The organism is Sulfitobacter noctilucicola, from assembly GCF_000622385.1.
Classification (GTDB): Bacteria; Pseudomonadota; Alphaproteobacteria; order Rhodobacterales; family Rhodobacteraceae; genus Sulfitobacter; species Sulfitobacter noctilucicola.
Map to the genome: position 1 here is coordinate 81041 of NZ_JASD01000005.1, position 22524 is coordinate 103564.

Annotated in this window: 21 protein-coding genes; 12 read left to right on the plus strand and 9 right to left on the minus strand. The window is 57.3% G+C overall.

Annotated elements, in window-relative coordinates; genetic code table 11:
* Positions 1-5: 5 nt before the first annotated feature.
* The 8 genes from Z946_RS21290 to cysE all read left to right on the plus strand — a co-directional run bounded on the left by Z946_RS21290 (position 6) and on the right by cysE (position 8245).
* Positions 6-209, plus strand: coding sequence for a rcc01693 family protein (locus Z946_RS21290; protein WP_025053995.1), 204 nt, complete (start codon positions 6-8; stop codon positions 207-209).
* A complete protein-coding gene (locus Z946_RS0101585; RefSeq protein WP_025053996.1) occupies positions 202-864 on the plus strand; it encodes a phage tail tape measure protein in 663 nt (220 codons plus the stop codon). The genes Z946_RS21290 and Z946_RS0101585 overlap by 8 nt, the downstream gene beginning before the upstream one ends.
* 27 nt (positions 865-891) lie before the next feature.
* On the plus strand, positions 892-1524 hold the full coding sequence (locus Z946_RS0101590; protein ID WP_025053997.1) for a DUF2460 domain-containing protein: 633 nt from the start codon (positions 892-894) through the stop codon (positions 1522-1524).
* Entirely contained in the window at positions 1524-2411 is an 888-nt protein-coding gene (locus Z946_RS0101595) for a DUF2163 domain-containing protein (RefSeq protein ID WP_025053998.1), read from the plus strand. The genes Z946_RS0101590 and Z946_RS0101595 overlap by 1 nt, the downstream gene beginning before the upstream one ends.
* Entirely contained in the window at positions 2408-2845 is a 438-nt protein-coding gene (locus Z946_RS0101600; protein ID WP_025053999.1) for an NlpC/P60 family protein, read from the plus strand. The genes Z946_RS0101595 and Z946_RS0101600 overlap by 4 nt, the downstream gene beginning before the upstream one ends.
* Positions 2846-2848: 3 nt before the next feature.
* Positions 2849-7039, plus strand: a complete 4191-nt coding sequence (locus tag Z946_RS0101605) for a baseplate multidomain protein megatron (RefSeq protein ID WP_025054000.1) — start codon at positions 2849-2851, stop codon at positions 7037-7039.
* Positions 7039-7332, plus strand: coding sequence for a DUF7742 family protein (locus Z946_RS21975; RefSeq protein WP_025054001.1), 294 nt, complete (start codon positions 7039-7041; stop codon positions 7330-7332). Before Z946_RS0101605 ends, Z946_RS21975 begins: the two co-directional genes overlap by 1 nt.
* A 103-nt stretch (positions 7333-7435) precedes the next feature.
* Positions 7436-8245 carry a serine O-acetyltransferase gene (gene cysE / locus Z946_RS0101615; RefSeq protein ID WP_025054002.1) on the plus strand — a complete coding sequence of 270 codons (810 nt, stop codon included), beginning with the start codon at positions 7436-7438 and terminating at the stop codon, positions 8243-8245.
* A gap of 66 nt (positions 8246-8311) precedes the next feature.
* Here cysE and Z946_RS0101620 read toward each other — a convergent pair whose 3' ends face one another.
* The 5 genes from Z946_RS0101620 to Z946_RS0101640 all read right to left on the minus strand — a co-directional run bounded on the left by Z946_RS0101620 (position 8312) and on the right by Z946_RS0101640 (position 13847).
* Positions 8312-9643 carry a pyruvate dehydrogenase complex dihydrolipoamide acetyltransferase gene (locus Z946_RS0101620; RefSeq protein WP_025054003.1) on the minus strand — a complete coding sequence of 444 codons (1332 nt, stop codon included), beginning with the start codon at positions 9641-9643 and terminating at the stop codon, positions 8312-8314.
* Positions 9644-9655: 12 nt separating this feature from the next.
* Positions 9656-11029, minus strand: coding sequence for a pyruvate dehydrogenase complex E1 component subunit beta (locus Z946_RS0101625; RefSeq protein ID WP_025054004.1), 1374 nt, complete (start codon positions 11027-11029; stop codon positions 9656-9658).
* Between the two features lie 2 nt (positions 11030-11031).
* Positions 11032-12033 (minus strand): pyruvate dehydrogenase (acetyl-transferring) E1 component subunit alpha, encoded by a 1002-nt coding sequence (pdhA, locus tag Z946_RS0101630; protein WP_025054005.1) that lies wholly within the window; start codon positions 12031-12033, stop codon positions 11032-11034.
* A gap of 175 nt (positions 12034-12208) precedes the next feature.
* Positions 12209-12508: an FtsB family cell division protein gene (locus Z946_RS0101635; RefSeq protein ID WP_025054006.1), complete on the minus strand. Its 300-nt coding sequence runs from the start codon at positions 12506-12508 to the stop codon at positions 12209-12211.
* 136 nt (positions 12509-12644) lie between these two features.
* A complete protein-coding gene (locus tag Z946_RS0101640) occupies positions 12645-13847 on the minus strand; it encodes a phosphoglycerate kinase (RefSeq protein WP_025054007.1) in 1203 nt (400 codons plus the stop codon).
* A 126-nt stretch (positions 13848-13973) separates the two neighbouring features.
* Here Z946_RS0101640 and Z946_RS0101645 point away from each other — a divergent pair, with 126 nt between their 5' ends.
* From Z946_RS0101645 to Z946_RS0101655, 3 genes are all read left to right on the plus strand, one after another.
* Complete coding sequence (locus Z946_RS0101645) at positions 13974-14480, plus strand: peptidylprolyl isomerase (RefSeq protein ID WP_025054008.1); 507 nt, start codon at positions 13974-13976, stop codon at positions 14478-14480.
* Positions 14473-15030 (plus strand): peptidylprolyl isomerase, encoded by a 558-nt coding sequence (locus Z946_RS0101650; protein ID WP_025054009.1) that lies wholly within the window; start codon positions 14473-14475, stop codon positions 15028-15030. Before Z946_RS0101645 ends, Z946_RS0101650 begins: the two co-directional genes overlap by 8 nt.
* 104 nt (positions 15031-15134) lie before the next feature.
* Positions 15135-15365, plus strand: a complete 231-nt coding sequence (locus tag Z946_RS0101655; RefSeq protein ID WP_025054010.1) for a TetR/AcrR family transcriptional regulator — start codon at positions 15135-15137, stop codon at positions 15363-15365.
* A gap of 346 nt (positions 15366-15711) precedes the next feature.
* On the opposite strand, the gene Z946_RS0101660 is transcribed toward Z946_RS0101655, so the two are convergent.
* From Z946_RS0101660 to Z946_RS0101675, 4 genes are all read right to left on the minus strand, one after another.
* Positions 15712-16221, minus strand: coding sequence for a bactofilin family protein (locus tag Z946_RS0101660; RefSeq protein WP_025054011.1), 510 nt, complete (start codon positions 16219-16221; stop codon positions 15712-15714).
* Complete coding sequence (locus Z946_RS0101665; RefSeq protein ID WP_025054012.1) at positions 16211-17539, minus strand: M23 family metallopeptidase; 1329 nt, start codon at positions 17537-17539, stop codon at positions 16211-16213. Before Z946_RS0101665 ends, Z946_RS0101660 begins: the two co-directional genes overlap by 11 nt.
* Before the next feature lie 249 nt (positions 17540-17788).
* Entirely contained in the window at positions 17789-18592 is an 804-nt protein-coding gene (locus Z946_RS0101670; RefSeq protein ID WP_025054013.1) for a ferritin-like domain-containing protein, read from the minus strand.
* Positions 18589-19050 carry a peroxiredoxin gene (locus Z946_RS0101675; protein ID WP_025054014.1) on the minus strand — a complete coding sequence of 154 codons (462 nt, stop codon included), beginning with the start codon at positions 19048-19050 and terminating at the stop codon, positions 18589-18591. Before Z946_RS0101675 ends, Z946_RS0101670 begins: the two co-directional genes overlap by 4 nt.
* A gap of 95 nt (positions 19051-19145) precedes the next feature.
* On the opposite strand from Z946_RS0101675, the gene Z946_RS0101680 reads away from it, so the two are divergent.
* Complete coding sequence (locus tag Z946_RS0101680; protein ID WP_025054015.1) at positions 19146-22520, plus strand: YhdP family protein; 3375 nt, start codon at positions 19146-19148, stop codon at positions 22518-22520.
* Positions 22521-22524: the final 4 nt, after the last annotated feature.

Genomic DNA, 22524 nt, shown 5'->3' on the forward strand with positions numbered 1-22524 from the left:
GTGGTGTGAGCGGACTGGATTGGCCTGCACTAATGCGTGTGGGCTTCCATGGGCTAGGCCTAAAGCCCGATGCGTTCTGGGCGCTCACGCCGGTGGAGTTGCAGGTGATGCTCGGCAGCACAGGTGCCGACAAACCGATGTTGAGCGATGGGTTGGCGGCGCTGATGGCGGCCTATCCGGACAAGGAAAAGGGGACAGCTGATGGCTGATTTCGATGACTATGGCGGGCTTGAAGGACATGCAGAGGATTTGAACGCGACGCTTGCGACCACGGGGGCGCTTGTATCCGGATTTGATACCGAGTTGCGGCGCATGTCTACGTCGTTGGCGGCAACGGGCAAGGATATGCAGACGCTGGAAAAGGGGTTGAGCAAGGGCTTGCGGCGGGCGTTCGACGGGGTGGTTTTTGACGGCATGAAGATGTCGGATGCGCTCAAGACCGTGGCGCAATCGTTGGCAAATACCACTTACAACGCGGCGATGAAGCCTGTCACAGATCATGTTGGTGGATTGATCAGCCAGGGTGTCGGGTCACTCGTGCAGGGCATTCTGCCTTTTGCCGACGGAGCCCCGTTTAGCCAAGGCAAGGTGATGCCGTTTGCCCAAGGGGGCGTGGTCAGCGGTGCGACGACATTTCCGATGCGCGGAGGTACCGGCCTGATGGGGGAAGCGGGGCCGGAAGCTATCATGCCATTGGCACGCGGACCGGACGGTAAGTTGGGGGTGCGCGGCGGGGGCGGCGGTGGTGCGCCGCAAGTGGTGATGAACATTACCACGCCCGATGTGCAGGGGTTTCAACGCTCGCAAAGCCAGATCGCGGCACAGATGAGCCGCGCTTTGTCTTCGGGCAACCGCAATCGTTAATTTTCTAAAAGGGTCAGGAGCAGGTCGATGGCATTTCACGAGGTAAGATTTCCTCCAACGCTGAGCTTTGGTTCGGTCGGAGGGCCGCAGCGGCGCACGGACGTGGTGACGCTGGCGAACGGGTTCGAGGAGCGTAACACGCCTTGGGCGCATTCGCGGCGGAGCTATGATGCTGGGCTTGGCATGCGGTCTATTGATGACCTGCAAGTGCTGATCGGTTTTTTCGAGGCGCGTCTGGGACAGATGCATGGATTTCGCTGGAAGGACTGGGCTGACTACAAATCCGGCCGCGCCACGCTTGATCCGGTCTTTGATGATCAGAGCATTGGCTATGGCAACGGTGTGGATCGTGATTTCCAGATCATGAAGACCTACCGGTCGGGTGAGCAGATGTACCGGCGGCCGATCAAGAAACCTGTTGCCGGGTCGGTGAAAGTGGGTGTGGAACAGGACGAATTGCAAGAAGGGCTGGATTATGAGGTGAATGCCAATACGGGCATTATCACCTTTGCGCATCCGCCTGACCCGGACATGGAGATCTACGCGGGTTACGAATTTGATGTGCCTGTCCGGTTCGATACAGACCGCATTCTGACCAGCGTCGAGAGCTTTCAGGCAGGCCAAGTGCCATCGGTACCGGTAATCGAGGTGCGCATCTGATGGCGGGGATTGATCCAGCGCTACAGGCGCATCTTGAAGGCGGACTGACCACTGTTTGTCATGCGTGGAAGATCACCCGAAAGGACGGGGTCTGTCTGGCTTTTACTGACCACGATTTGCCGCTGACCTTTGAAGGGGTGGCGTTCCGAGCTGATGCGGGGCTGAGCGCACGTGCGATTGCCCAGACCACGGGCCTGTCGGTGGATAACACGGAGGCCGTCGGTGCATTGAGTGATGCGTCAATCCGTGAAGACGAGATCGAGCAGGGCCGCTTTGACGGAGCTGAGGTGCAGGCCTGGTTGGTTAACTGGGCAGATGTGTCGCAACGCTGGTTGCAGTTCCGTGGCACTATCGGCGAGATGAAGCGCGCAGGGGGGGCATTTCGCGCCGAGCTTCGTGGCTTGACCGAGGTGCTGAACAGGACTTTGGGGCGGGTCTATCAAAAGCCATGCACGGCTGTGCTGGGGGATAAGCAATGTCGGTTTAATGCAGGCCTTCCAGGGTATTCGATCACGCTTGCGGTGGATATCGAGGACCGGGGCAGATCGTTCATTTGGGATGCGCTGCCCGGCTTTGATCCAGAATTCTTTATTCGCGGACGGCTGGAAGTGCTGAACGGTACGGCGGCTGGTTTGTTCGGGTTGATCAAACACGATCGTACGAAAGGCAAGAAGCGGGTGATCGAGCTTTGGGAACCGATCAAGGGAAATGTGAGCACAGGTACGCAAGTGAGGCTGCTTGCGGGTTGCAACAAGCAGATGGAAACCTGTCGTTTGAAGTTTGACAACTTGCTCAATTTTCAAGGCTTCCCGGATTTGCCCGGCGAAGATTGGGTTGTTGCTGTGCCCAAGTCCACCGGTCCCAACTCTGGTGGGTCGCTGAGATGAATAGCGCCAAGATTATTACGTCGGCGAGAGGCTGGATCGGTACACCTTACGTGCATCAAAGCTCTGCAAAGGGGGCAGGTTGCGACTGTCTGGGGCTGCTGCGCGGTATATGGCGGGAGGTTTTGGGTGCCGAGCCCGAAGCCACACCGGCCTATTCGATGGATTGGTCGGAGCCACAGGGAGAAGAACGGCTCTGGGCAGCGGCCCGGCGTCATCTGATCGGCAAGCCCAAAGACGATGAAGCGGCCGGTGATGTGATCCTGTTTCGTATGCGGGACCGCGCGGTGGCGAAACATTTGGGGGTGCAGGCCGTTGTCGGTGAGGCGGCATCTTTTGTGCACGCCTATACAGGCCACGGTGTCGTTGAGAGCCCGCTCAGCACCCCTTGGCGGCGGCGTATTGCTGCCCGTTTTCAATTTCCTAAAGGAGTCTAACCCATGGCAACGGTCCTATTCTCGGTCGCAGGCGCGGCTCTCGGTGGCTCTGTGGGCGGCACGCTTGCGGGTCTGTCTTCGGTAGCGATTGGCCGCGCAGTCGGGGCTACTTTGGGCCGTGCAATTGACCAGCGTCTGCTGGGGCAGGGTGGAGAGGCGATCGAGACGGGTAAGGTCGACCGCTTCAGATTGACCAGTGCAGGTGAAGGTGATCCGATCGCGCAGACCTACGGTCGGATGCGACTGGGCGGTCATGTTATCTGGGCATCGGACTTCGAAGAAAGCACCACCACCACCGGAGGGGGGAAGGGTAGCAGGTCACAGCCGACCACGACACAATTCAGTTATACTGTCAGCCTTGCTATCGCGGTCTGCGAAGGTGAGGTCACGCGGATCGGACGCGTGTGGGCGGATGGTGAGGAGGTTGCTCGCGATGATCTCAATATGAGTGTGTACACCGGCACGATGGATCAGCTTCCCGATCCGGTAATGGAAGCGATTGAGGGACAGGGCCGCGTTCCAGCATATCGCGGCACAGCATATGTTGTGATGGAGCACCTCAGCCTTGCGGCCTTTGGCAACCGTGTTCCGCAATTCTCGTTCGAGGTATTGCGACCCGAGCAACCTGGTGTTGACGGATGGGAGGACACTCCGGCCTTTGGTATTGAGGGGGTGGCATTGATCCCCGGGACAGGCGAATACGCGCTTGCGACTTCGCCGATAAATTTCGAGGAAAAGACAGGCGCGTTTCAAAGCGCGAACATCTCCACCCCGGCAGGCAAGACCGACTTCAAGGTTGCCACCGAAGCCATGTGTGAAGAGCTCCCTAATCTGCAGGCGGTCTCCATGGTGGTTTCATGGTTCGGGGACGACTTGCGCTGCGGTGAATGTACCATTCGGCCAAAGGTAGAAAGCATTGGTTTGGACTCTGCCGAGATGCCATGGAGGGTGTCTGGATTGCCGCGCGGTCTAGCGCATGTGATTGCGCAAGATGAGGGGCGACCAGTTTACGGGGGCACGCCGACCGATCAATCTGTTATCGAAGCGATCCGAGAATTGAAGATCGCAGGCAAGGCGGTGATGTTTTATCCGTTTATTCTGATGGATCAATTCACCGACAATGGCTTGCCCGACCCCTACAGTGATGCGGAAAACCAACCCGATTTACCATGGCGCGGGCGGATCACTCTGTCTAAAGCACCGGGCCAACCAGGAACCCCAGACAGGAGCGCACTGGCGAGCACCGAGATTGACGCCTTCTTTGGTAGTGCGACTGCCGAGAGCTTTGTGATTATTGAAGACCAGATCGTTTATCTGAACGACTGGGGCGGTGAGGATGCGATCATTGTTGAAGACGAGACTGACAGTGAAGATGAAGACGGTGGCGAAGGTTCGGAAAATGGGGAAGTTGTAGGCGGGTCGGAAACCACGGAGGAGACCGGAGGCGAAGGCGAAGACGCGCCTTTCAGCTCCAGTGGCGAAGGTGAAGCCGGGGAGCCAGAGACCGGCGGAGAAGGCGGTGAGGGTGCTGAGAGTGGCACCCCAAAGCGAAGACTCGACCGCACCAAGTTTGTAGACGAACGCGAGAACTGGACGTTCACCCGCTTTATTCTGCACAATGCGATCCTGTGCCAGCAAGCAGGCGGGGTTGAAGCCTTCTGCATTGGATCGGAGATGCGGGGGTTAACGCAGCTTCGGGGCGCGGGTGACGTATTTGTTGCGGTTCAACGACTACGAGCTTTGGCAAGCGAAGTCCGCACTATATTGGGACCGGACACAAAGATCAGCTATGCGGCGGATTGGTCTGAATATTTCGGCTACCAACCGCAGGACGGATCGAACGACAGGTATTTCCACCTCGATCCGCTTTGGGGTGATCCCAACATCGATTTCATCGGCATCGACAATTACATGCCGCTCGCTGATTGGCGGGATGAAGCAGGCCATCTTGACGGGGAAGACTGGGACTCGACCTACAATCTTGAGTACCTCAAGAGCAATATTGAGGGCGGAGAGGGATACGACTGGTATTACCATTCACCCGAAGCGCGTGCCGCGCAGATCAGGACAGGCATCACGGATGATGCGCATCTCGAGCCTTGGGTGTACCGCTACAAGGACGTTCAGGGCTGGTGGGCGCATTTTCACCATGACCGCGTAAATGATGTTCGTGCGGCACAGCCAACTTCATGGGAGCCGATGTCAAAACCCATATGGTTTACGGAGTACGGCTGCGCCGCGATAAACAAGGGTGCGAACCAGCCTAACAAGTTTCTGGACCGTAAGAGCTCTGAAAGCAAATTACCCTATCATTCAACCGGTGCACGCGACGAGTTGATGCAAATGCAATACCTGCGTGCCATGAGCGATTATTGGAAAGATCCCGCGCATAATCCGGTCTCTACCGAATACGAAGGGCGTATGCTGGATATGTCTCGGGCCTTTGTCTGGGCGTTCGACACGCGGCCTTATCCCGCATTCCCCAATAATGTCGCCAAGTGGAGCGATGGTGAAAATTACACTCGGGGCCACTGGATCAACGGCCGGACGGCCGGACGGACGCTTGCCTCTGTGGTGACTGAGATTTGTACCCGCGCTGGGCTGAAAGCCTTTAGCACTGAGGGGTTGTATGGCTATGTTCGTGGCTACGCTGTCGAACAGGTCGCGGATGCACGTACAGCGTTACAACCTTTGATGATCCGCTACGGCTTTGATGCGATTGAGCGCGACGGTTTGCTACAATTCCGCATGCGCGATGGCGTGAAGGCTGTAACGCTTGACCCTGATCGTCTGGCCGTCAGTCAGGAACTGGATGGTGTCGCCGAGCAGAGCCGGGAAGCCGAAGCTGAGATATCCGGCCGGATGCGGTTGCGTTTTGTTCAGGCAGACGCTGATTTTGATGTGATTGCGGAAGAAGCTGTGCTTGCTGACGACGCCACCCATGCTGTTTCAGGGTCAGAGGTCAATCTGGCGTTGACGCGTGGGGAGGGACGTCAGATTGCGGAACGCTGGTTGACCGAAGCACGGGTTGCGCGCGACACAGTCCGTCTGGCCCTGCCGCCCTCAAAGATGGAATTGGGCGCAGGCGATGTATTCGAGTTGCCTGGGGACGGGCATGAACGCGCGGCACTCTACCGGATCGACCGGGTGGAACAATCGGACGTCCAGTTGATCGAAGGCGTGAGGATAGAGCCGGAGGTTTACGATCTTGCGGATATCTATGACGAGGTTGTGCAAGCGCGGGCATTTGTTGCGCCGACGCCTGTTGTCTCACATTTTCTCGACCTGCCTTTGCTGAGGGGAGATGAGGTTCCCCATGCCCCTCACATCGCGGCAACAGCCAGACCGTGGCCCGGACCAGCAGCATTGTTTCAATCCACCACTGACGCGAACTATCAACTGAACAAGGTGATTGCCTCACGCGCGACGGTTGGCGTTAGTCTGCGTACCATGCCTTCTGCCTGTGCTGGAGTGATTGACCGCGGAGATGTTCTGGAGGTGGAGTTGATAAGCGGTGAACTTTCATCCGTTACTGAGGAGGCGTTGCTCTCGGGCGCAAATCTTGCAGCAATCGGGGATGGCAGTGCCGATAACTGGGAGGTCTTCCAATTCGCCAAAGCCGAATTGGTGGGGCCGCGCACCTATTGGGTGTCTAACCGGCTAAGAGGTCAGGGGGGGTCAGACGCGTTGATGCCCGGTGAATGGCCAGCGGGATCGAAATTCGTGCTGCTTGACGGGGTGCCATCGCAGATCGAACTGAGCCCCAACCTGAGGCGGGTTGCACAGTATTTCCGGATCGGTCCGGCGATGCGAGGCTTGGATGATCCGTCATACCGCGAGATTGTGCAGGCTTTTGATGGAAACGGTTTGCGGCCTTACAGCCCATCGCATCTTAAGGCCGTGAAACGTCCGACTGGCCAATTCGACATGAGCTGGATCAGAAGGACGCGGATCAATGGCGACAACTGGGATGTGCCCGAAGTGCCACTTGGAGAAGAAAGCGAAAGCTATCTGGTGCGTGTTTTTGACGGAACTGCGCTGAAGCGGGAAGTTTTGGTTGGTACACCTTCATGGCAATACACGGCGGGCATGCAGGCGGAAGACGGGATCGGTGCTTCGTTTGATTTGGCCGTGGCGCAGGTTTCAGCAACCTATGGGGCTGGTCTGGTTCAACGGCTTCGCGTGAACGTTTGATGCGCCCCGCTTTCTATAGCGATGCCTCAGCAGCGGCACGGGTCCTGTTGTCTGTGCCGCATGCGTCGCGCAGAAAGTGCGCTGCGAAGATGATCAAAAAGGCAATGAAAGCGGACCAGTTTGTGCGGCGCTATGAACGCTTACATCCGAAATGGGGTAACGGTACATTGAGATCAGTTGCATTGACATGTAACCCAACCAATGAACCGTCCTTTGACAATTCTGATTATTGTCAGTGTTTCGAAGAGGTTCTGCGGCAGTTGCGGAAAGTGCGTGCGCGAGCGGTCATGTAAGTTTCGTATGAATGCGGCCAATATAATTATGCTGCATCGGGTCTTTTCTTTTGCTAAGCCAATAACAGATAGAGAAGTGCGAACCTTTCAAAGGATGTGATTTATGGCTGAACTGCGCAGTAAGATTGCCGCGATTGACCCGGTTTGGGACCGGATACAGTCCGAGGCGGAACAAGCGGTTCAGGACGAGCCGCTGATCGGCGGCTTTGTACATGCATGTATCCTGCATCATAAATCGATAGAGAAAGCGCTGTCATATCGCATCGCTGCAAAGCTTGCATCGAACGAGATGTCGATGGTGGTGGTGCGCGAGATGGTCGAAGAGGCGTATGAGGCTGAGCCTGGTCTGGTAGAAGCGGCACGCGCTGACCTTGTGGCGATTTACGAGCGTGACCCAGCTTGCCACAGGCTGCTGCAACCGATTTTGTACTTCAAAGGATATCAGGCGGTACAAGCCTATCGTGTTGGTCATCATCTCTGGACGAATGGTCGCCGGGATCTGGCGTATTTTGTTCAGATGCGCGTGAGCGAGATTTTCGGCGTTGATATCCATCCTGGTGCGCGGATTGGTAAAGGTATCATGATTGACCACGCACATTCGATCGTCATCGGTGAGACAGCAGTCGTCGGCGACAACGTTTCTATGCTGCATTCTGTCACGTTGGGCGGGACCGGCAAGGAAGAAGAAGACCGTCATCCCAAGATTGGGAACGGTGTCCTGATTGGCGCTGGTGCGAAGGTGCTTGGCAACATCAAAATCGGTGATTGTAGTCGTATCGCAGCCGGGTCTGTGGTGCTCGAGGAAGTGCCGCCTTGTAAAACGGTCGCGGGCATTCCTGCACGCATCGTAGGCGAGGCGGGATGTGATCAGCCAGCGGTTTCAATGAACCATATGTTTGGCCCTACAGACTGAAATTTCTTAGTGAGTTTATAGAAAAGCCGGCGTTTCCGCCGGCTTTTTTTGTAGATTCAGTTTGTTTCAAGCCAGCATCGTCATCGGTGCTTCAAGGTTATCCTTGATCGCATTCAGCAACTCGGCCCCCATTGCACCGTCGATAACACGGTGATCGACAGACAAAGTGACTGACATAACGGTTGCCACACCCAACTCCCCGTCTTTGCCGACAATCGGTTTCTTCACACCCGCACCAACAGCCAGAATCGCACCGTGCGGCGGGTTGATGACCGCATCAAAGTTGTCGATCCCGAACATGCCGAGATTTGAAATTGCGAAGCTGCCGCCCTGATACTCGTGCGGCGCAAGCTTACGGTCACGGGCGCGACCTGCAAGATCCTTCATCTCGGCGGACAGGGCAGACAGCGACTTCATCTCGGCATCTTTCAAGACCGGTGTGAATAGACCGCCTTCGATAGCCACGGCCACTGCCACATCTGACGGCTTGAGTTTAAGGGTGCGATCACCGGCCCAGACCGAATTGGCATCCGGCACCTGCTGGAGCGCAAGCGCGCATGCTTTGATAATGAAGTCATTGACCGACAGCTTTATCCCGCGTGGTTCCAGTTGTTTGTTCAACTGAGCACGGAAAGCCATCAGAGCATCCAGTTGGATATCTCGGCGCAGATAGAAGTGCGGTACTGTTTGCTTGGCTTCGGTCAGGCGTGCAGCGATGGTCTTGCGCATGCCGTCCAGCTTGATTTCTTCGTACTCACGGCCCTCGTACATCTTGAGGATCGTGTCAGTTGCAGGACCTGCCGATACTGCCGCCTGAGCCGGAGCAGACGTTGCTGAAGATTTTGTTGTAGCGGCTGGTGTGTCGGATTTGGAAAGACCTTCCACATCTGATTTGACGATGCGCCCATGAGGGCCCGAGCCTTTGACCTGCGACAAGTCCACACCTTTGTCTGCCGCAATGCGCCGCGCGAGAGGCGAAGCGAAGATGCGTTTTCCATCGGACCCTTGCGGAGCAGCAGGGGCAGGGGTCGCGTCGGTCTCACCGCGCCCGTGACCTTTGGCCGGAGCGGTCACGTCAGAGGCTTCGGCAGGGGCAGCATTTGATGAAGCTTCCGCCTTTGGCGCAGACGTCTCGCCAATGTCATCCGCGCTTTCGCCGTCTTCGAGCAGGACGGCGATAGGGGTGTTTACCTTGACCCCTTCGGTACCTTCTTCGACCAGAATTTTGCCGATAACGCCTTCGTCCACGGCTTCGAATTCCATCGTTGCCTTGTCGGTTTCGATCTCGCACATCACATCACCAGAGGAGACTTCGTCGCCCTCCTTGACCAGCCATTTGGCCAATGTACCTTCTTCCATTGTCGGGGAGAGGGCGGGCATGAGGATTTCTGTAGGCATCTTGTCCGCTCCTTATTTGTACGTGACTTTTTTTACGGCTGCGATGACTTCGTCGACAGTCAATAGCGCGTGTTTTTCGAGGTTCGCCGCATAGGGCATCGGTACGTCCTTGCCGGTAAGGTTGATGACGGGCGCATCCAGGTAGTCGAACGCTTCCTGCATCACCACGCTTGAGATGTAGTTGCCTACCGATCCTTGCGGCCAGCCTTCTTCGATCGTGATAAGGCGGTTGGTTTTCTTGACCGACTTAATGAAGGCGGGCGTGTCCATCGGGCGTAGGGTGCGCAGATCTATCACCTCGGCGTTGATGCCATCCTCTGCCAGCTTTTCAGCGGCTTGCAAGGCATAGCTCATTCCGATGCCAAAGCTCACGATGGTGACATCGTCGCCTTCGCGCCAGATGCGTGCTTTGCCGAACGGGACCGTATAGTCATCCAGATCCGGCACGTCGAAGGTGCGCCCATACAGGATCTCATTCTCCAAAAAGATCACCGGGTTCGGATCACGGATCGCGGTCTTCATCAGGCCTTTGTAGTCGGAGGCAGAGTAGGGCATCGCCACTTTTAGACCAGGTATCTGCATGTACCATGCAGCGTAGTCTTGAGAGTGCTGCGCGCCCACACGCGCGGCGGCACCGTTCGGACCGCGGAACACCATAGGCGCACCCATCTGACCACCCGACATATAAAGCGTCTTCGCAGCGGAGTTGATGATATGGTCAATCGCCTGCATGGCGAAGTTGAAGGTCATGAATTCGACAATCGGGCGCAGACCACCGAAGGCCGCACCGACACCGATACCAGCGAAACCGTGCTCGGTGATAGGGGTGTCGATCACACGTTTGGGGCCGAATTCATCCAGCATCCCTTGGCTGATCTTGTAGGCGCCTTGGTATTCGCCGACTTCCTCGCCCATCAGGAATACGCTGTCATCGCGGCGCATTTCTTCGGCCATTCCATCGCGCAATGCTTCACGCACTGTTTGCTGCTTCAGAGTTGTGCCTTCGGGCCAGTCAGGGCTCAGGTCAGGCTCGGGATGGGACATGCCGGCCGACGGCGCATCCTCGGAGGATTGCGCTTTTTCGGCTGGGACAGGAGCGGACGCAGGCTCGGACTTTGCGGTGTCTATGTCGTCCGCACTCTCGCCTTCTTCCAGAAGGATCGCGATGGCGGTGTTCACTTTCACACCTTCGGTGCCTTCCTCGATCAGAATTTTCCCGATGATACCTTCGTCGACGGCTTCAAACTCCATCGTGGCTTTATCGGTCTCGATTTCGGCCATGATGTCACCGGAGGAAACAGTATCGCCTTCCTTGACCATCCACTTTGCCAGCGTGCCTTCTTCCATAGTAGGGCTGAGGGCGGGCATAAGAATTTCAGTAGCCATGTTTATGCCTCCAGCTCTGCGTAAATGTCTGTCCAGAGTTCATCCAGATGTGGCTCCGGGCTTTCTTTTGCGAATTCGGCGGACTCGTTAACGATCTTCTTGATATCCTTGTCGATGGCCTTGAGGTCGTCTTCGGTGGCGTGCTTACCCGTAAGCAGAAGGGTGCGCACCGCTTCGATCGGGTCACGTTCGTCGCGCATTTTCTGGACTTCCTCGCGGGTCCGGTACTTAGCCGGGTCCGACATGGAGTGGCCACGGTAACGGTAGGTTTTAATCTCGAGGATATAGGGGCCTTTGCCTGCACGGCAGTGTGCCACGGCTTTCTCGCCCGCTTCTTTGACGGCCAATACATCCATGCCGTCTACTTCTTCTCCGGGGATGCCATAAGCAGCACCGCGTTCCCAATAGCTAGGGGACGCGGTTGAGCGTTTCTGCGATGTGCCCATGGCATATTGGTTGTTTTCAATGACAAAAACGACGGGCAACATCCACAGCTCTGCCATGTTGTAGGCCTCATAAACCTGTCCCTGGTTCGCGGCCCCGTCCCCGAAGTAGGTGAAGGTCACGTTGTCGTTGCCTTTGTACTTGTCCGCAAAGGCGAGGCCCGCGCCCAGTGGCACCTGCGCTGCAACAATGCCGTGGCCACCATAGAAGTGCTTCTCTTTCGAGAACATGTGCATAGAGCCACCCTTGCCCTTGGAATAACCGCCTTCGCGGCCCGTCAGCTCAGCCATCACACCGTTGGGGTCCATTCCACATGCCAGCATGTGGCCATGATCGCGGTAGGAGGTGATACGCTTGTCGCCTTCTTTGGCCGCAGCTTCCAAGCCGACAACAACCGCTTCCTGTCCGATGTAGAGGTGACAAAAACCGCCGATCAATCCCATGCCATAAAGCTGGCCCGCCTTTTCCTCGAACCGCCTGATAAGCAGCATGTCCTTGTAATAGGCCTTCAGCTCATCGGCTGAAACATTCGGTTTCTTGGTGGTTTTCTTGGCCGCCATTCGGCAATCCTCCTCGGGTGCAACTCGCAGTGCAGATATAGTTTAGCGTTAAACTATTCTTTATCGGATTCGTTCACTCAAGGGTAGAGACATTTGTTAGGGATGCAAGAACACCCTTCACGCCCAAGGCGTCGGCACGGAAGACTAATGATGAAGGACAGGATCGGGGACGGGACTAGTGGATGACCATTTCGTCAGAGCGGACCATGCCCAGAACGCTGCGCGCCTGTTCGTCCAGCAAATCCAGATCAAGATAGTCGTCCGACATGCGATGCGTCATGTTTTCCATCCGGGCCACTTCGGCGCGGACTTGTGCCAGTTGCTCGCGCAATTCCTGGCTTTCGCCAACAATCTCAGCGCGGCGGAACAACCCAAAATCGCCCTGCACAGCGGCAAAGGTGAAATAAAGGCTCAGCGCAAAGGCGATGGCGAAAAAGAAAAGTGTACCAAACGCGGGGCGTGCGGTGCGGTTCATGGGCTCGGCCTTCTGGTCGTCTCTTGCTGGACGTGAAGGTATTATGACACATGCGATTCGCAGTGTGAATCCTTTTCGACCGCCGACAGCGCCAAAACTGGCATTAAAGCCGCAATTAAGGCCCTTTTTTCAGCTGTCAGAGCGTTTGACCGGACAGGGCCGCAACACCCGGCAATGTCTTTCCCTCCATCCACTCAAGAAAGGCACCACCAGCGGTAGAAATATAAGAGAAATCGTCAGCAACACCCGCCTTGTGAAGCGCCGCAACCGTATCACCGCCGCCCGCTACTGAAATCAGCGCATCCTCTTTTGTGCGGCGCGCTGCGATCTGCGCCGCCGCGACCGTGGCCGTGTCAAAGGGGGCAATCTCGAAGGCACCAAGCGGGCCATTCCAGATCAGTGTCTTGAGCGCTTCAAATGCAACTGTCAGGGTCTTGATGCTTTCAGGGCCCGCATCCAACACCATCTGGTCCGCGTCCAGCTTCGTTGTGGCGGTGAGCTTGACCACCTCATAGGGCGCGTTCGCCGCAAAAGTCCGTGCCACTAGCCCGTCCTCGGGAAGGATCACACGGCAGCCTGATTTCTCGGCCTTTGCAAGAATGTCCTTCGCCGTTTGGAGATAGTCGTCTTCTTTGAGGGATCCGCCCATGTCAGCGCCCAGAGCTGCCCAGAACGTGTTGGCCATGCCGCCACCGATCACCAGCGTATCGAGCCGCGTAACAAGGTTCTCTAGCAGTGCGATCTTGGTTGAGACCTTGGCACCACCCACCACGGCACCCACGGGGCGTTCGGGCTGTGAAAGGGAAGCCTCAAGCGCGTGCAATTCTGCCTGCATCAACCGTCCCGCACAGGCCGGCAGTTCACGGGCAAGCGCTTCAGTGGATGCATGCGCGCGGTGCGCGGCAGAAAACGCGTCATTGCAATAGACATCACCCAGATTGGCAAGTCGGGCCGCAAACGCGGGATCGTTCGCCTCTTCCCCGGGCGCAAAGCGGATGTTTTCCAGCAGGATCACCTGTGCCGCAGTTGCATCATCAGAAAGGTTCTCTGCGGCTTCAAGTGTTTCGACAAAAGCAACGGATACACCAAGCGCATTTTCCAGCGCAGGCAAAACCTGCCGCAGGCTCATCTCCGGCACAACTTTACCTTTGGGGCGGCCGAAGTGGGCGATCAACATCGGCTTGCCGCCCTTTGCCAGAATGTCGGTTACGGTGGGCACGATCCGTTCAATCCGCGTGGCGTCAGTGACGCGACCGTCTTCGACAGGCACATTGATGTCGACACGCACCAGCACCCGCTTGCCGCGCAACTCCATATCATCCAGCGATTTCCAGCCCATGTTCACGATCCTTTTTGCCATCATGCAGGCACTGTTTTGCCTGATCGGGCTGATTGGTCAATGCACTTGCTTGGCAATCGGGCCGATCAGCCCTAGTTAAGTGCAAATCTAGTAGAGGAGCACGGCATGGCCGAGATCAAAGACCCGGAAAACACGATCCTGATGGAACTCAAAGGCGGAACCGTCACGATTGAGCTGCTGCCGGATTTGGCACCCAAGCATGTAGAGCGCATGAAAGAGCTGGCGCGCGCAGGCAAATATGACAACGTTGCATTTCACCGCGTGATCGAAGGCTTCATGGCCCAGACAGGCGATGTGGAGCACGGCAACATGGAAGGCGACTTCAACCTGCGCATGGCGGGGACGGGCGGTTCTGATCTGGGCAATGTTCCTGCGGAATTCTCAAAAGTGCCACACGCACGCGGATCCATCGGTGCTGCGCGCTCGGCCAATCCTGACTCTGCGAACAGCCAGTTCTTCATCAACTTCAAGGACAACGACTTCCTGAACGGTCAGTACACCGTCTACGGTCAGGTCACGTCCGGCATGGAACATGTTGATGCCATCGCCCGCGGCGAGCCACCTGCCGAACCTGACCGCATGATCAGCGTCAAGGTGGCTGCAGATGTCTAAGGCGCTTCTGACAAGCGGCCTCATGGCGGTGCTTTTTGGCACAGCCGCAAGCGCATCGGGTCTCAAGATCGAGATCGCTGGTGAAGCGAACGGCACCGTGATGATCGACCTGCTCGAAGACGTAGCCCCACAGCATGTTGAGCGCATCACGACGCTGGCAGAGCAAGGTGCCTACGATGGCGTGGTGTTCCACCGCGTGATCGACGGATTTATGGCGCAAACCGGGGACGTCGAATTTGGCCGCTCCGGGGGCGACATGCGCCGTGCGGGGATGGGCGGGTCCGATCTGCCTGACGTGCCGGCCGAATTCTCCGACCTGCCATTCGACAAGGGCGTGGTAGGCATGGCCCGTTCGCAAAACCCAAACTCCGCCAACAGTCAGTTCTTCATCATGTTTGATGAAGGACACTTCCTGAACGGGCAGTACACAGTTGTTGGCCGCGTGACGGAAGGGCAGGACATCGTCGATGCGATCAAACTTGGAACAGGTGGCAACGGCGCAGTTGTCGGCGCGCCTGACATGATGAAATCGGTCACTGTCACAGATTAACACAATCATACAAATCTAGCTTGAGGGCGTGCTGATTGGCGCGCCCTTTTGCCATTATACTCTAGCGCATTGAAAGCGTAGTTCGCTTGTGCAAACCATAGCCCATGACAGATCGGCCGTTTCAGATTCTCGCAGCCGCTTCTGAGCGCAAGGCCCGTATTCTCGCCGAGAGCCTTGGCCTCTTTGACCGCAAGGGACTGTCGGCTACCTCCATGCGTGATAAGGCAGAGGCGACGGGGATGAGCCGTCTGTCACTCCACACGCGTCTTAAAACAAAGATCGGTTTAGCGCCGGTGTGTTCGAGCGGCTTTACCGTACACATCTCTAAGGTCTGAGAAACCCACCTCAAACTGCGGCGGGTTTCATCACGACATATCTTGAGGCATTCGGCACCCAGCCAAACGCCACGACCTTTACGACAGACAGCCTGATCGTGCTTTGACCCGACATACTGCAGGACCTCAAGCAAAGCTCGGTCATTGCCCTGAGCGGTCAAATCACAATCTTTGCGTTCTGTATCCTGGACAGATGGTCGTCACACCGCTGCTACTCTGGCCAATTGCACGAAAGCGAGTAGAGGTGATGGCGCAAAGGCCAGTCTGACCCGCCGCCTTAGGCACAACAAAAAAGGCACCGCCTGATCACAGACAGTGCCTTTTATATTCTAGCAGACAGGTAGGCTTACTCAGCCGCTGGGTTTCCCTTTGGAACAGGTGAGGATTTCGCACCCGGGTTCAGCGGATCATCTTGACGCTGAACGGAACCTTCAAAGTGTGCACCGGATTCAATCGCGATTGTCTTGTGGATGATGTCACCCTCGACACGTGCTGTTGATGTCAGACGAACCTTAAGACCGCGCACGCGGCCAACGATGCGGCCGTTGATTACGACATCATCTGCGATTACTTCGCCTTTGATGGTGGCGCTTTCACCGATGGTCAGAAGATGCGCGCGAATGTCGCCTTCCACTGTACCCTCAACCTGGATATCACCGGTTGTTTTCATGTTTCCGGTCACGTGCAAGTCAGCCGAAAGCAACGAGGCGGGCGGCTTTGCTTTTGGCGCGCTTGCCTTGAACTCGCTCGGCTTGGCCTGTGCAGTTGCAGTTGGTGCTGCGGGGGCAGGGGCCTTTGTCGTGGTCTCTGCCTCTTTGGATGGTGCGGGATCGTTGATTTTGCTTTTAGAAAACATCGTTTGCTGCCTTGATATAGATCATCGGGTTCACGGCCTTGCCACCTACACGCACTTCATAGTGCAGGTGAACGCCGGTGACGCGTCCAGACGCTCCCATATCACCAATTCTCTGTCCGCGCGAGACCCTTTGTCCTACTTTTACACGCAGACGTGACATGTGCGCATAGCGTGTCTCAATGCCAAATTCATGCTGGATTTTGACGAGCCTACCATATCCTGATTGCCAGCCCGAATGGGTCACAACACCGTCCGCAGTAGCGTAAAGCGGTGTGCCAAGGCCCGCGGCGAAATCAACGCCGGAGTGCATGCGACGACCGCCCGTTTTCGGGTCGCGGCGGAAGCCGAATTTGGAGGTGAAGCGGAAGGCATCCTTAACCGGATTGGCGAAAGGCGCTTTCTGCGCGGCGATGCGATAGAGGTTCAAGCGGTCCATCTGGTTCAGTAGACGGTTTGCACGCAGTGTGTCGGGGCCGGGCTCTTCACCACGGGTAGAGAAGCTGAGCGGGGCCAATGGGCCACCCTGACCGGAATAGCCACGGCGGACAGTCTCCAGAATACGGTCCGTCGGCATACCAGCATTGCGGAACATCTTGTCGAGCGGGGCGACGGAAACGGTCATTGCTTCTTCAAGCTGGCGGAAGATCGCATCATTGCGGTCTTGCATCAGCGCGATTTCCTGGCTCATCCGGTCGGCTTTCAAAAGCGACTCTTCAGCGTCTGCGATAACCTGATCGCGTTCTTGCGCGGTACGGGCCAATGCGTCTGCAAGGAACTCCATAGGTGCGGTGCTACCTGCCGCCTGGACCGCGCCGGTCCCGCCTTCCTGAAGGCTTCCTTCCAGCTCGGCGAGCTGGGTGCGCGCGGCTTTGCGCTGCTGCATGGTGTCGCGCAGCGTGCTCTGGATCACGTCGATACCGGTCTCAAGCTCGCGGCGGTAAATTTCGGACTGGAGAAGCTCCGATTGCATCACAGAAATCTGTTTGAGCGCCACGTTAAAACGCTCTTGCGCGGCCAGCGCTTCGCTGGCGCGGCTGTCGCGTTGCGCGGAAAGGTCGTTCAGACGTGCCTGATAGGTGCGCTGGTCCCGTTTCGCCTGTTCGCGAAAGTTGCCGGAACCGATGCTATCCATCAGGATGATCGCCGTGGCGACAATTGACCAGGCAACAAGGCAGGCACTTCCTGCAAAAGCGACGATCTGTGTACCAGGGCGCAGGCGGATAAAGCGGGTATCGTTGTCGGATTTCAAAAAGACGCGCCGTTCGGGAAAATAGTGTTCCAGAATGGAATGGATTTTGATTGCCAACCGTGTACGCACTTGATTTTCCCTCTTATACCCTGCACGAGCCCGTCTGCGGAGCCCTTATGCCCTACGCTCCTTAGCCAGTGACACCCTTCCTAGCAAGTCTGATGGAATGTATCGCGGCGTCAAAACGCCTGAATGGTGTAAATTGGCAAAAAACCGCCGATACCAGATACTTGTAATCCGACCTGCATCCGGCACGCAGGAATTTGCGTGCCGAATTCTAAGCGAAGGTTGGCAGCGTTTGCGGCGAGCGGGCGGGCGTCAGGCGGTGAGCGGCCAATAAAAATCCGGTGGAATACCGGCTTCTGCGCGCTTTTCCTCGTTGAATGGCGGTTTGAGGTCTGCGTGGAAGTAACGCCCCACCAGCATATGAAACTGGTCCTTTGGGTCAAGCTCATGGCGCCCGCATAGAAAATGAAACCATTTGCTGCCGTACGCCACATGGGCGACCTCTTCGGCATAGATCGTCTCTAGCGCTGCAACCGCGCTGGCCGCTTTGGCTTGCTTGAAAAGCTTGATCATCCCCGGTGTCACATCCAGCCCGCGTGCTTCCAACACCATCGGCACCACGGCCAGTCGTCCCATAAAGTCGGTCGCGGTATCTTCGGCCGCACGCCACATGCCCGCATGGGCAGGCAGAGCGCCGTAAAAGCTGCCCAACTCTTCAAGGCAATCGGCCATCAGGTTGAAATGTTTGGATTCCTCATCAGCAGCTTTGACCCAATCGTCGTAGAACCCGATAGGCATCTTCGTGTCTGTGAACCGGGCGATAATGTCCCAATGCAGGTCCACGGCGTTCAGCTCAATATGGGCAACGGCATGTAATAGCGCGATCCGGCCCTCGGGCGTGCCCGGTTTGCGTTGGGGCACATCGCGCGGGCTCAGCAGTTCGGGGGCTGCGGGTCGGGCTGGGTGCATTGGCGGATTTGCAGTGCCGATCTCAGGGCGCTCGCCTGCCTCGCGGGCGACGCGCCACTCCGCGGCAAACGCGCGGGACAACGCCGTTTTTTCGCGTCCGCCTGCGCAGCGCAGCACGGCCTCTGCCATCTCGGCGAGCGGCTTCACAGACCCCGCACCGCTTCGAGCACGTCTTCCACATGCCCCGGCACTTTGACCTTGCGCCAGATCTTCGAAATCTTGCCCTCTGCGTCGATCAGATAGGTCGCACGTTCGATCCCCATGGACTTCTTGCCGTACATATTCTTTTCCACCCAGACGCCGTAGTCTTCGGTCACTTTGCCTTCTTCATCAGAAAGAAGCGGAACGGTCAGGTCATGCTTAGCTGTGAATTTGTCATGTTTGGCCATTGTATCGCGTGAGATACCAAAGACCTTTGCGCCTGCGTTTTCGAAATCCGCAAGGGATGCCGAGAAACCGATACTTTCCTTTGTGCAGCCGGGCGTGTCGTCGCGCGGATAAAAGAACAGCACAACAGGGGTGCCTTTCAACGCGCTAAGCGTAATCTCGCCGCCGCCTGTAACAGGCAGGGTAAAGTCGGGGGCGGTGTCGTAAAGCTCTGGCATGGTCTCGTTGTCTTTCGCTTGGAAGGGCTGCGTTGGCCTGACATACTAGGGCGATAACTGCGCGTGCCAAGCCCGGGATTCCAAAGCGGACGATAATGAGCGACACCAGCCGATCTTCCTCCAGAACGCCAAAGGCCCGTCATGTCGGCAAAGGCGTGATGTGGTTGCTCAATCTTGCTTTGGGTCTGACCACAGTTGGTGTCCTTTCGATCGCCGGTGCGGTTGTCTATCTTAAGAACAACCCTGTAACCGCTCCCGTTTGGGTGCAAAGCCGGATTGAAGCCCGTCTCGAACAAGTGCTGCCGGAGGCGCGCATCACCTTTGGCGAGATGGCTTTCGTTATGGAAGACAACTGGACACCGCGTGTGAGGCTGCGTGATGTCGTGGTGCAATCACTCGACGGTCAGGAGCTTCTTCATTTTAACGAATTCCGCGCCACACTGGCGAGCGGACCCTTGCTCCAACGACAGTTTCAGCCGCGTGACCTGTCGCTGTCGGGCATGGTTGCAACACTCCGGCGGAGTGCTGATGGCAGTTTCTTTCTACAATCGGGCCTGAGCGGTTTGTCCGGCAATCGGCAGGCCGCGACATTGCCACAGCTTGTAGGGCAGGTGGATACTCTGCTGCTGAGCCCTGCGATGAGCGCGTTGCGTGAGGTCGATCTGAGGGCGCTAACCCTGCGCTATGAAGACGTGCGGGCAGACCGCGTCTGGACGATGGATGGCGGGCGGCTGCGCCTGATCCGCGATGGTGAAAACCTGACAATCTCGGCTGACCTTGCCGTGCTGGACGGTGGGGCAGGCGTTGCAACCTTGGCCGCGAATTACACCAGTCGGATAGGGGAAACAGAGGCCGAATTCGGAGTGAACTTCGATGGCGTGGCCGCAGGCGATATTGCTGCACAGGGTCCGGCCTTTGCGTGGCTCGGGGTTCTACAGGCACCGATATCAGGTTCAGTGAGGTCAGGTTTCACGCCGCAGGGACGTTTCGCACCGCTTGCGGCATCGCTTAATATAAGTGAGGGCGTGGTGCAGCCTAATGCAGCCACGGAACCGATCCCGTTTGAAGAGGCGCGCAGCTACTTCAACTACGATCCGGAAGCGCGATTTTTGCAGTTCGACGCACTGTCCGTGCGCAGTAAATGGATATCCGGCGAAGCAGCCGGATCAGCGGCCTTGGGGCTGGACGCGCAAGGCAGCACGCTTACGGATCTCGTGGGACAGATCAATTTGTCCGGCCTCAGGGCAAATCCAGCAGACCTTTATGAGGCACCGGTGGAACTGGCGGGTGTCGATCTCGATTTTCGCCTCACGCTTGATCCATTCAAGCTCACCCTTGGCCGAGCACAACTCAGCGATCAAGGCAAAACCGCCATACTGAACGGGGTGGTCGAGGCTGATCCCAAAGGCTGGCGTCTGGCGCTTGATGCACGCATGGATGCGATCGAGCGCGACAGGCTACTGACCCTTTGGCCCGAACGTGCCGCGCCGGGAACGCGGGACTGGGTCGCGACCAACCTCAAGGCTGGACAGGTCAGCAACATCGACCTTGCACTGCGCCGCGCGCCGGACATGACGCCGCAAACCTATCTCGCTTTCGATTTCGAAGAGGGTGATGTGCGCTATGTGAAAACACTGCCCAACATCACAGACGCGCAAGGACATTTCAGTCTGGCAGAGAACCGGTTGGTCGTTTCGGTCGACAAGGGCGACGTTATTCCGCCGCAGGGCGGTGCCATCGAGATGAGCGGATCCTCCTTTATTATCCCCGATGTACGCGCCAAGGACGGCACACCGGCGGTGGTGCGTTTGAAAACCAGATCAAGCGTCACCGCCGCGCTGTCGCTTCTCAATATGCCGCCGTTGTCTGTCATGGACAAAGCCAACCTGCCAGAAGCCTTGGCCGGCGGGGAGGCCGAGCTGGAAGGCACGCTGGCGATGACTTTGCGCAAGGGGCAGCGCATCAAGGTCGATTACCACGTCAATGGTGGACTGCGCAGGTTGAATTCGGATGTACTGGTTAAGGGGCGAAAGATCGAAGCTGACAGGCTTGAGCTTCGCGCCGATAACAAAGCGTTCAGGCTGGAGGGGCCTGCATCGCTCGACGGGTTGCCTGTAAATGTAAGCTATACGCAACCGGTCGGAAAAGGTGCCGGTCCCGCCAAACTGCTTGCCGATCTTGAGCTGTCGGAGCGCACGCTGGACCGCTTTGGTGTTGCTTTGCCACCGGGCACGGTATCGGGGTCCGGCAAGGCAGAAGTCGAAATTACCATCGCCAAGGGCAAGCCGCCGCAACTGAAATTGCAATCGGACCTTAGGGGCATCCGCGTATCTGTGCCGCAAGTCTCGTGGAGCAAACCGGCATCACGTGCAGGTGCGCTGGCCCTCTCTATCGAACTGGGGTCGGTCCCGAAGGTTGAAAGCCTGTCCTTTTCCGCACCGGGGTTGGCGGCAAACGGCTCTGTTACCTTGGGTGCAAACGCAGCGCTTGAGCGGGTCCGGTTTGACAGCGTAAAAGTTGGAGACTGGCTTGATGTGCCTCTTGATCTGATCGGGCGCGGCAAGGGGCGGCCCGTGCAGGTTGTGCTGCGGGGCGGTACACTGGACCTGCGCCGTGCCGAGTTCGGTGACAGCAAGCCGAACCCGGCGGCACCCCCGATGGAGGTGGCGCTGAACCGGCTGCAGATTACCGACACGATTGCTCTGACTGGCATTAAGGGGCGGTTCAACACCGCCAAGGGATTGGATGGCAATTTTCAGGCACAGTTGAACGGCGCGGTTCCCGTTCAGGGGCGTCTGTTACCGCAGTCAGGCCGCAGCGCCGTTCGACTTCAGTCTGACGATGCCGGTGCCGTGTTGCGTGCAGCCGGATTGCTCAAACAGGTGGTTGGCGGTTCGCTGTCTCTCGTGCTGTTGCCCGTGGGATCGGGCGGTGCTTTTGACGGTAAGCTCGACGTGGGCGGGGTTGCGATCAAGGATGCGCCGGGGATCGCGGCCTTGCTTAATGCTGTGTCAGTCGTCGGGCTGGTGAACGAGCTCAACGGGGACGGTATCTATTTCGACGAGGTTGAGGCACGCTTCCGGCTGACGCCAAACCGCCTGACGCTGACCGAAGCGAGCGCGGTGGGCGCATCAATGGGGCTGTCGATGGACGGCACCTATGTGCTCAACACCGGACAGATTGCGATGCAGGGGGTCATCAGCCCCGTTTATCTCCTTAACGGTATCGGTTCGCTGTTTACCCGCAAAGGCGAAGGACTGATCGGGTTCAACTATGCGCTCAGCGGTTTGGCGAAAGAACCCAAGGTGTCAGTCAATCCTTTGTCGGCCCTGACGCCTGCCATGTTCCGCGAAATTTTCCGCGCACCTCCCCCCGATCTGCCCGAGGTCGATGGCATCACGGAAAGCACGTTGCCGTCTGAACCGCAGAACACAGAAAGACCCGTTGCCCGCACGTTCGAAGGGCGGTAAGGCG

Excerpts from the sequence above, each read along its gene's own strand:
- Z946_RS0101655 (WP_025054010.1), top strand. The coding sequence starts at position 15,135 with ATGACAGATCGGCCGTTTCAGATTCTCGCAGCCGCTTCTGAGCGCAAG.
- Z946_RS0101605 (WP_025054000.1), top strand. The coding sequence starts at position 2,849 with ATGGCAACGGTCCTATTCTCGGTCGCAGGCGCGGCTCTCGGTGGCTCT.
- cysE (WP_025054002.1), top strand. The coding sequence starts at position 7,436 with ATGGCTGAACTGCGCAGTAAGATTGCCGCGATTGACCCGGTTTGGGAC.
- Z946_RS0101590 (WP_025053997.1), top strand. The coding sequence starts at position 892 with ATGGCATTTCACGAGGTAAGATTTCCTCCAACGCTGAGCTTTGGTTCG.
- Z946_RS0101650 (WP_025054009.1), top strand. The coding sequence starts at position 14,473 with ATGTCTAAGGCGCTTCTGACAAGCGGCCTCATGGCGGTGCTTTTTGGC.
- Z946_RS0101680 (WP_025054015.1), top strand. The coding sequence starts at position 19,146 with ATGAGCGACACCAGCCGATCTTCCTCCAGAACGCCAAAGGCCCGTCAT.
- Z946_RS0101640 (WP_025054007.1), bottom strand. The coding sequence starts at position 13,847 with ATGGGCTGGAAATCGCTGGATGATATGGAGTTGCGCGGCAAGCGGGTG.
- Z946_RS0101620 (WP_025054003.1), bottom strand. The coding sequence starts at position 9,643 with ATGCCTACAGAAATCCTCATGCCCGCCCTCTCCCCGACAATGGAAGAA.
- Z946_RS0101625 (WP_025054004.1), bottom strand. The coding sequence starts at position 11,029 with ATGGCTACTGAAATTCTTATGCCCGCCCTCAGCCCTACTATGGAAGAA.
- pdhA (WP_025054005.1), bottom strand. The coding sequence starts at position 12,033 with ATGGCGGCCAAGAAAACCACCAAGAAACCGAATGTTTCAGCCGATGAG.
- Z946_RS0101660 (WP_025054011.1), bottom strand. The coding sequence starts at position 16,221 with ATGTTTTCTAAAAGCAAAATCAACGATCCCGCACCATCCAAAGAGGCA.
- Z946_RS21975 (WP_025054001.1), top strand. The coding sequence starts at position 7,039 with ATGCGCCCCGCTTTCTATAGCGATGCCTCAGCAGCGGCACGGGTCCTG.
- Z946_RS0101595 (WP_025053998.1), top strand. The coding sequence starts at position 1,524 with ATGGCGGGGATTGATCCAGCGCTACAGGCGCATCTTGAAGGCGGACTG.
- Z946_RS0101600 (WP_025053999.1), top strand. The coding sequence starts at position 2,408 with ATGAATAGCGCCAAGATTATTACGTCGGCGAGAGGCTGGATCGGTACA.
- Z946_RS0101585 (WP_025053996.1), top strand. The coding sequence starts at position 202 with ATGGCTGATTTCGATGACTATGGCGGGCTTGAAGGACATGCAGAGGAT.
- Z946_RS0101675 (WP_025054014.1), bottom strand. The coding sequence starts at position 19,050 with ATGCCAGAGCTTTACGACACCGCCCCCGACTTTACCCTGCCTGTTACA.
- Z946_RS0101645 (WP_025054008.1), top strand. The coding sequence starts at position 13,974 with ATGGCCGAGATCAAAGACCCGGAAAACACGATCCTGATGGAACTCAAA.
- Z946_RS0101635 (WP_025054006.1), bottom strand. The coding sequence starts at position 12,508 with ATGAACCGCACCGCACGCCCCGCGTTTGGTACACTTTTCTTTTTCGCC.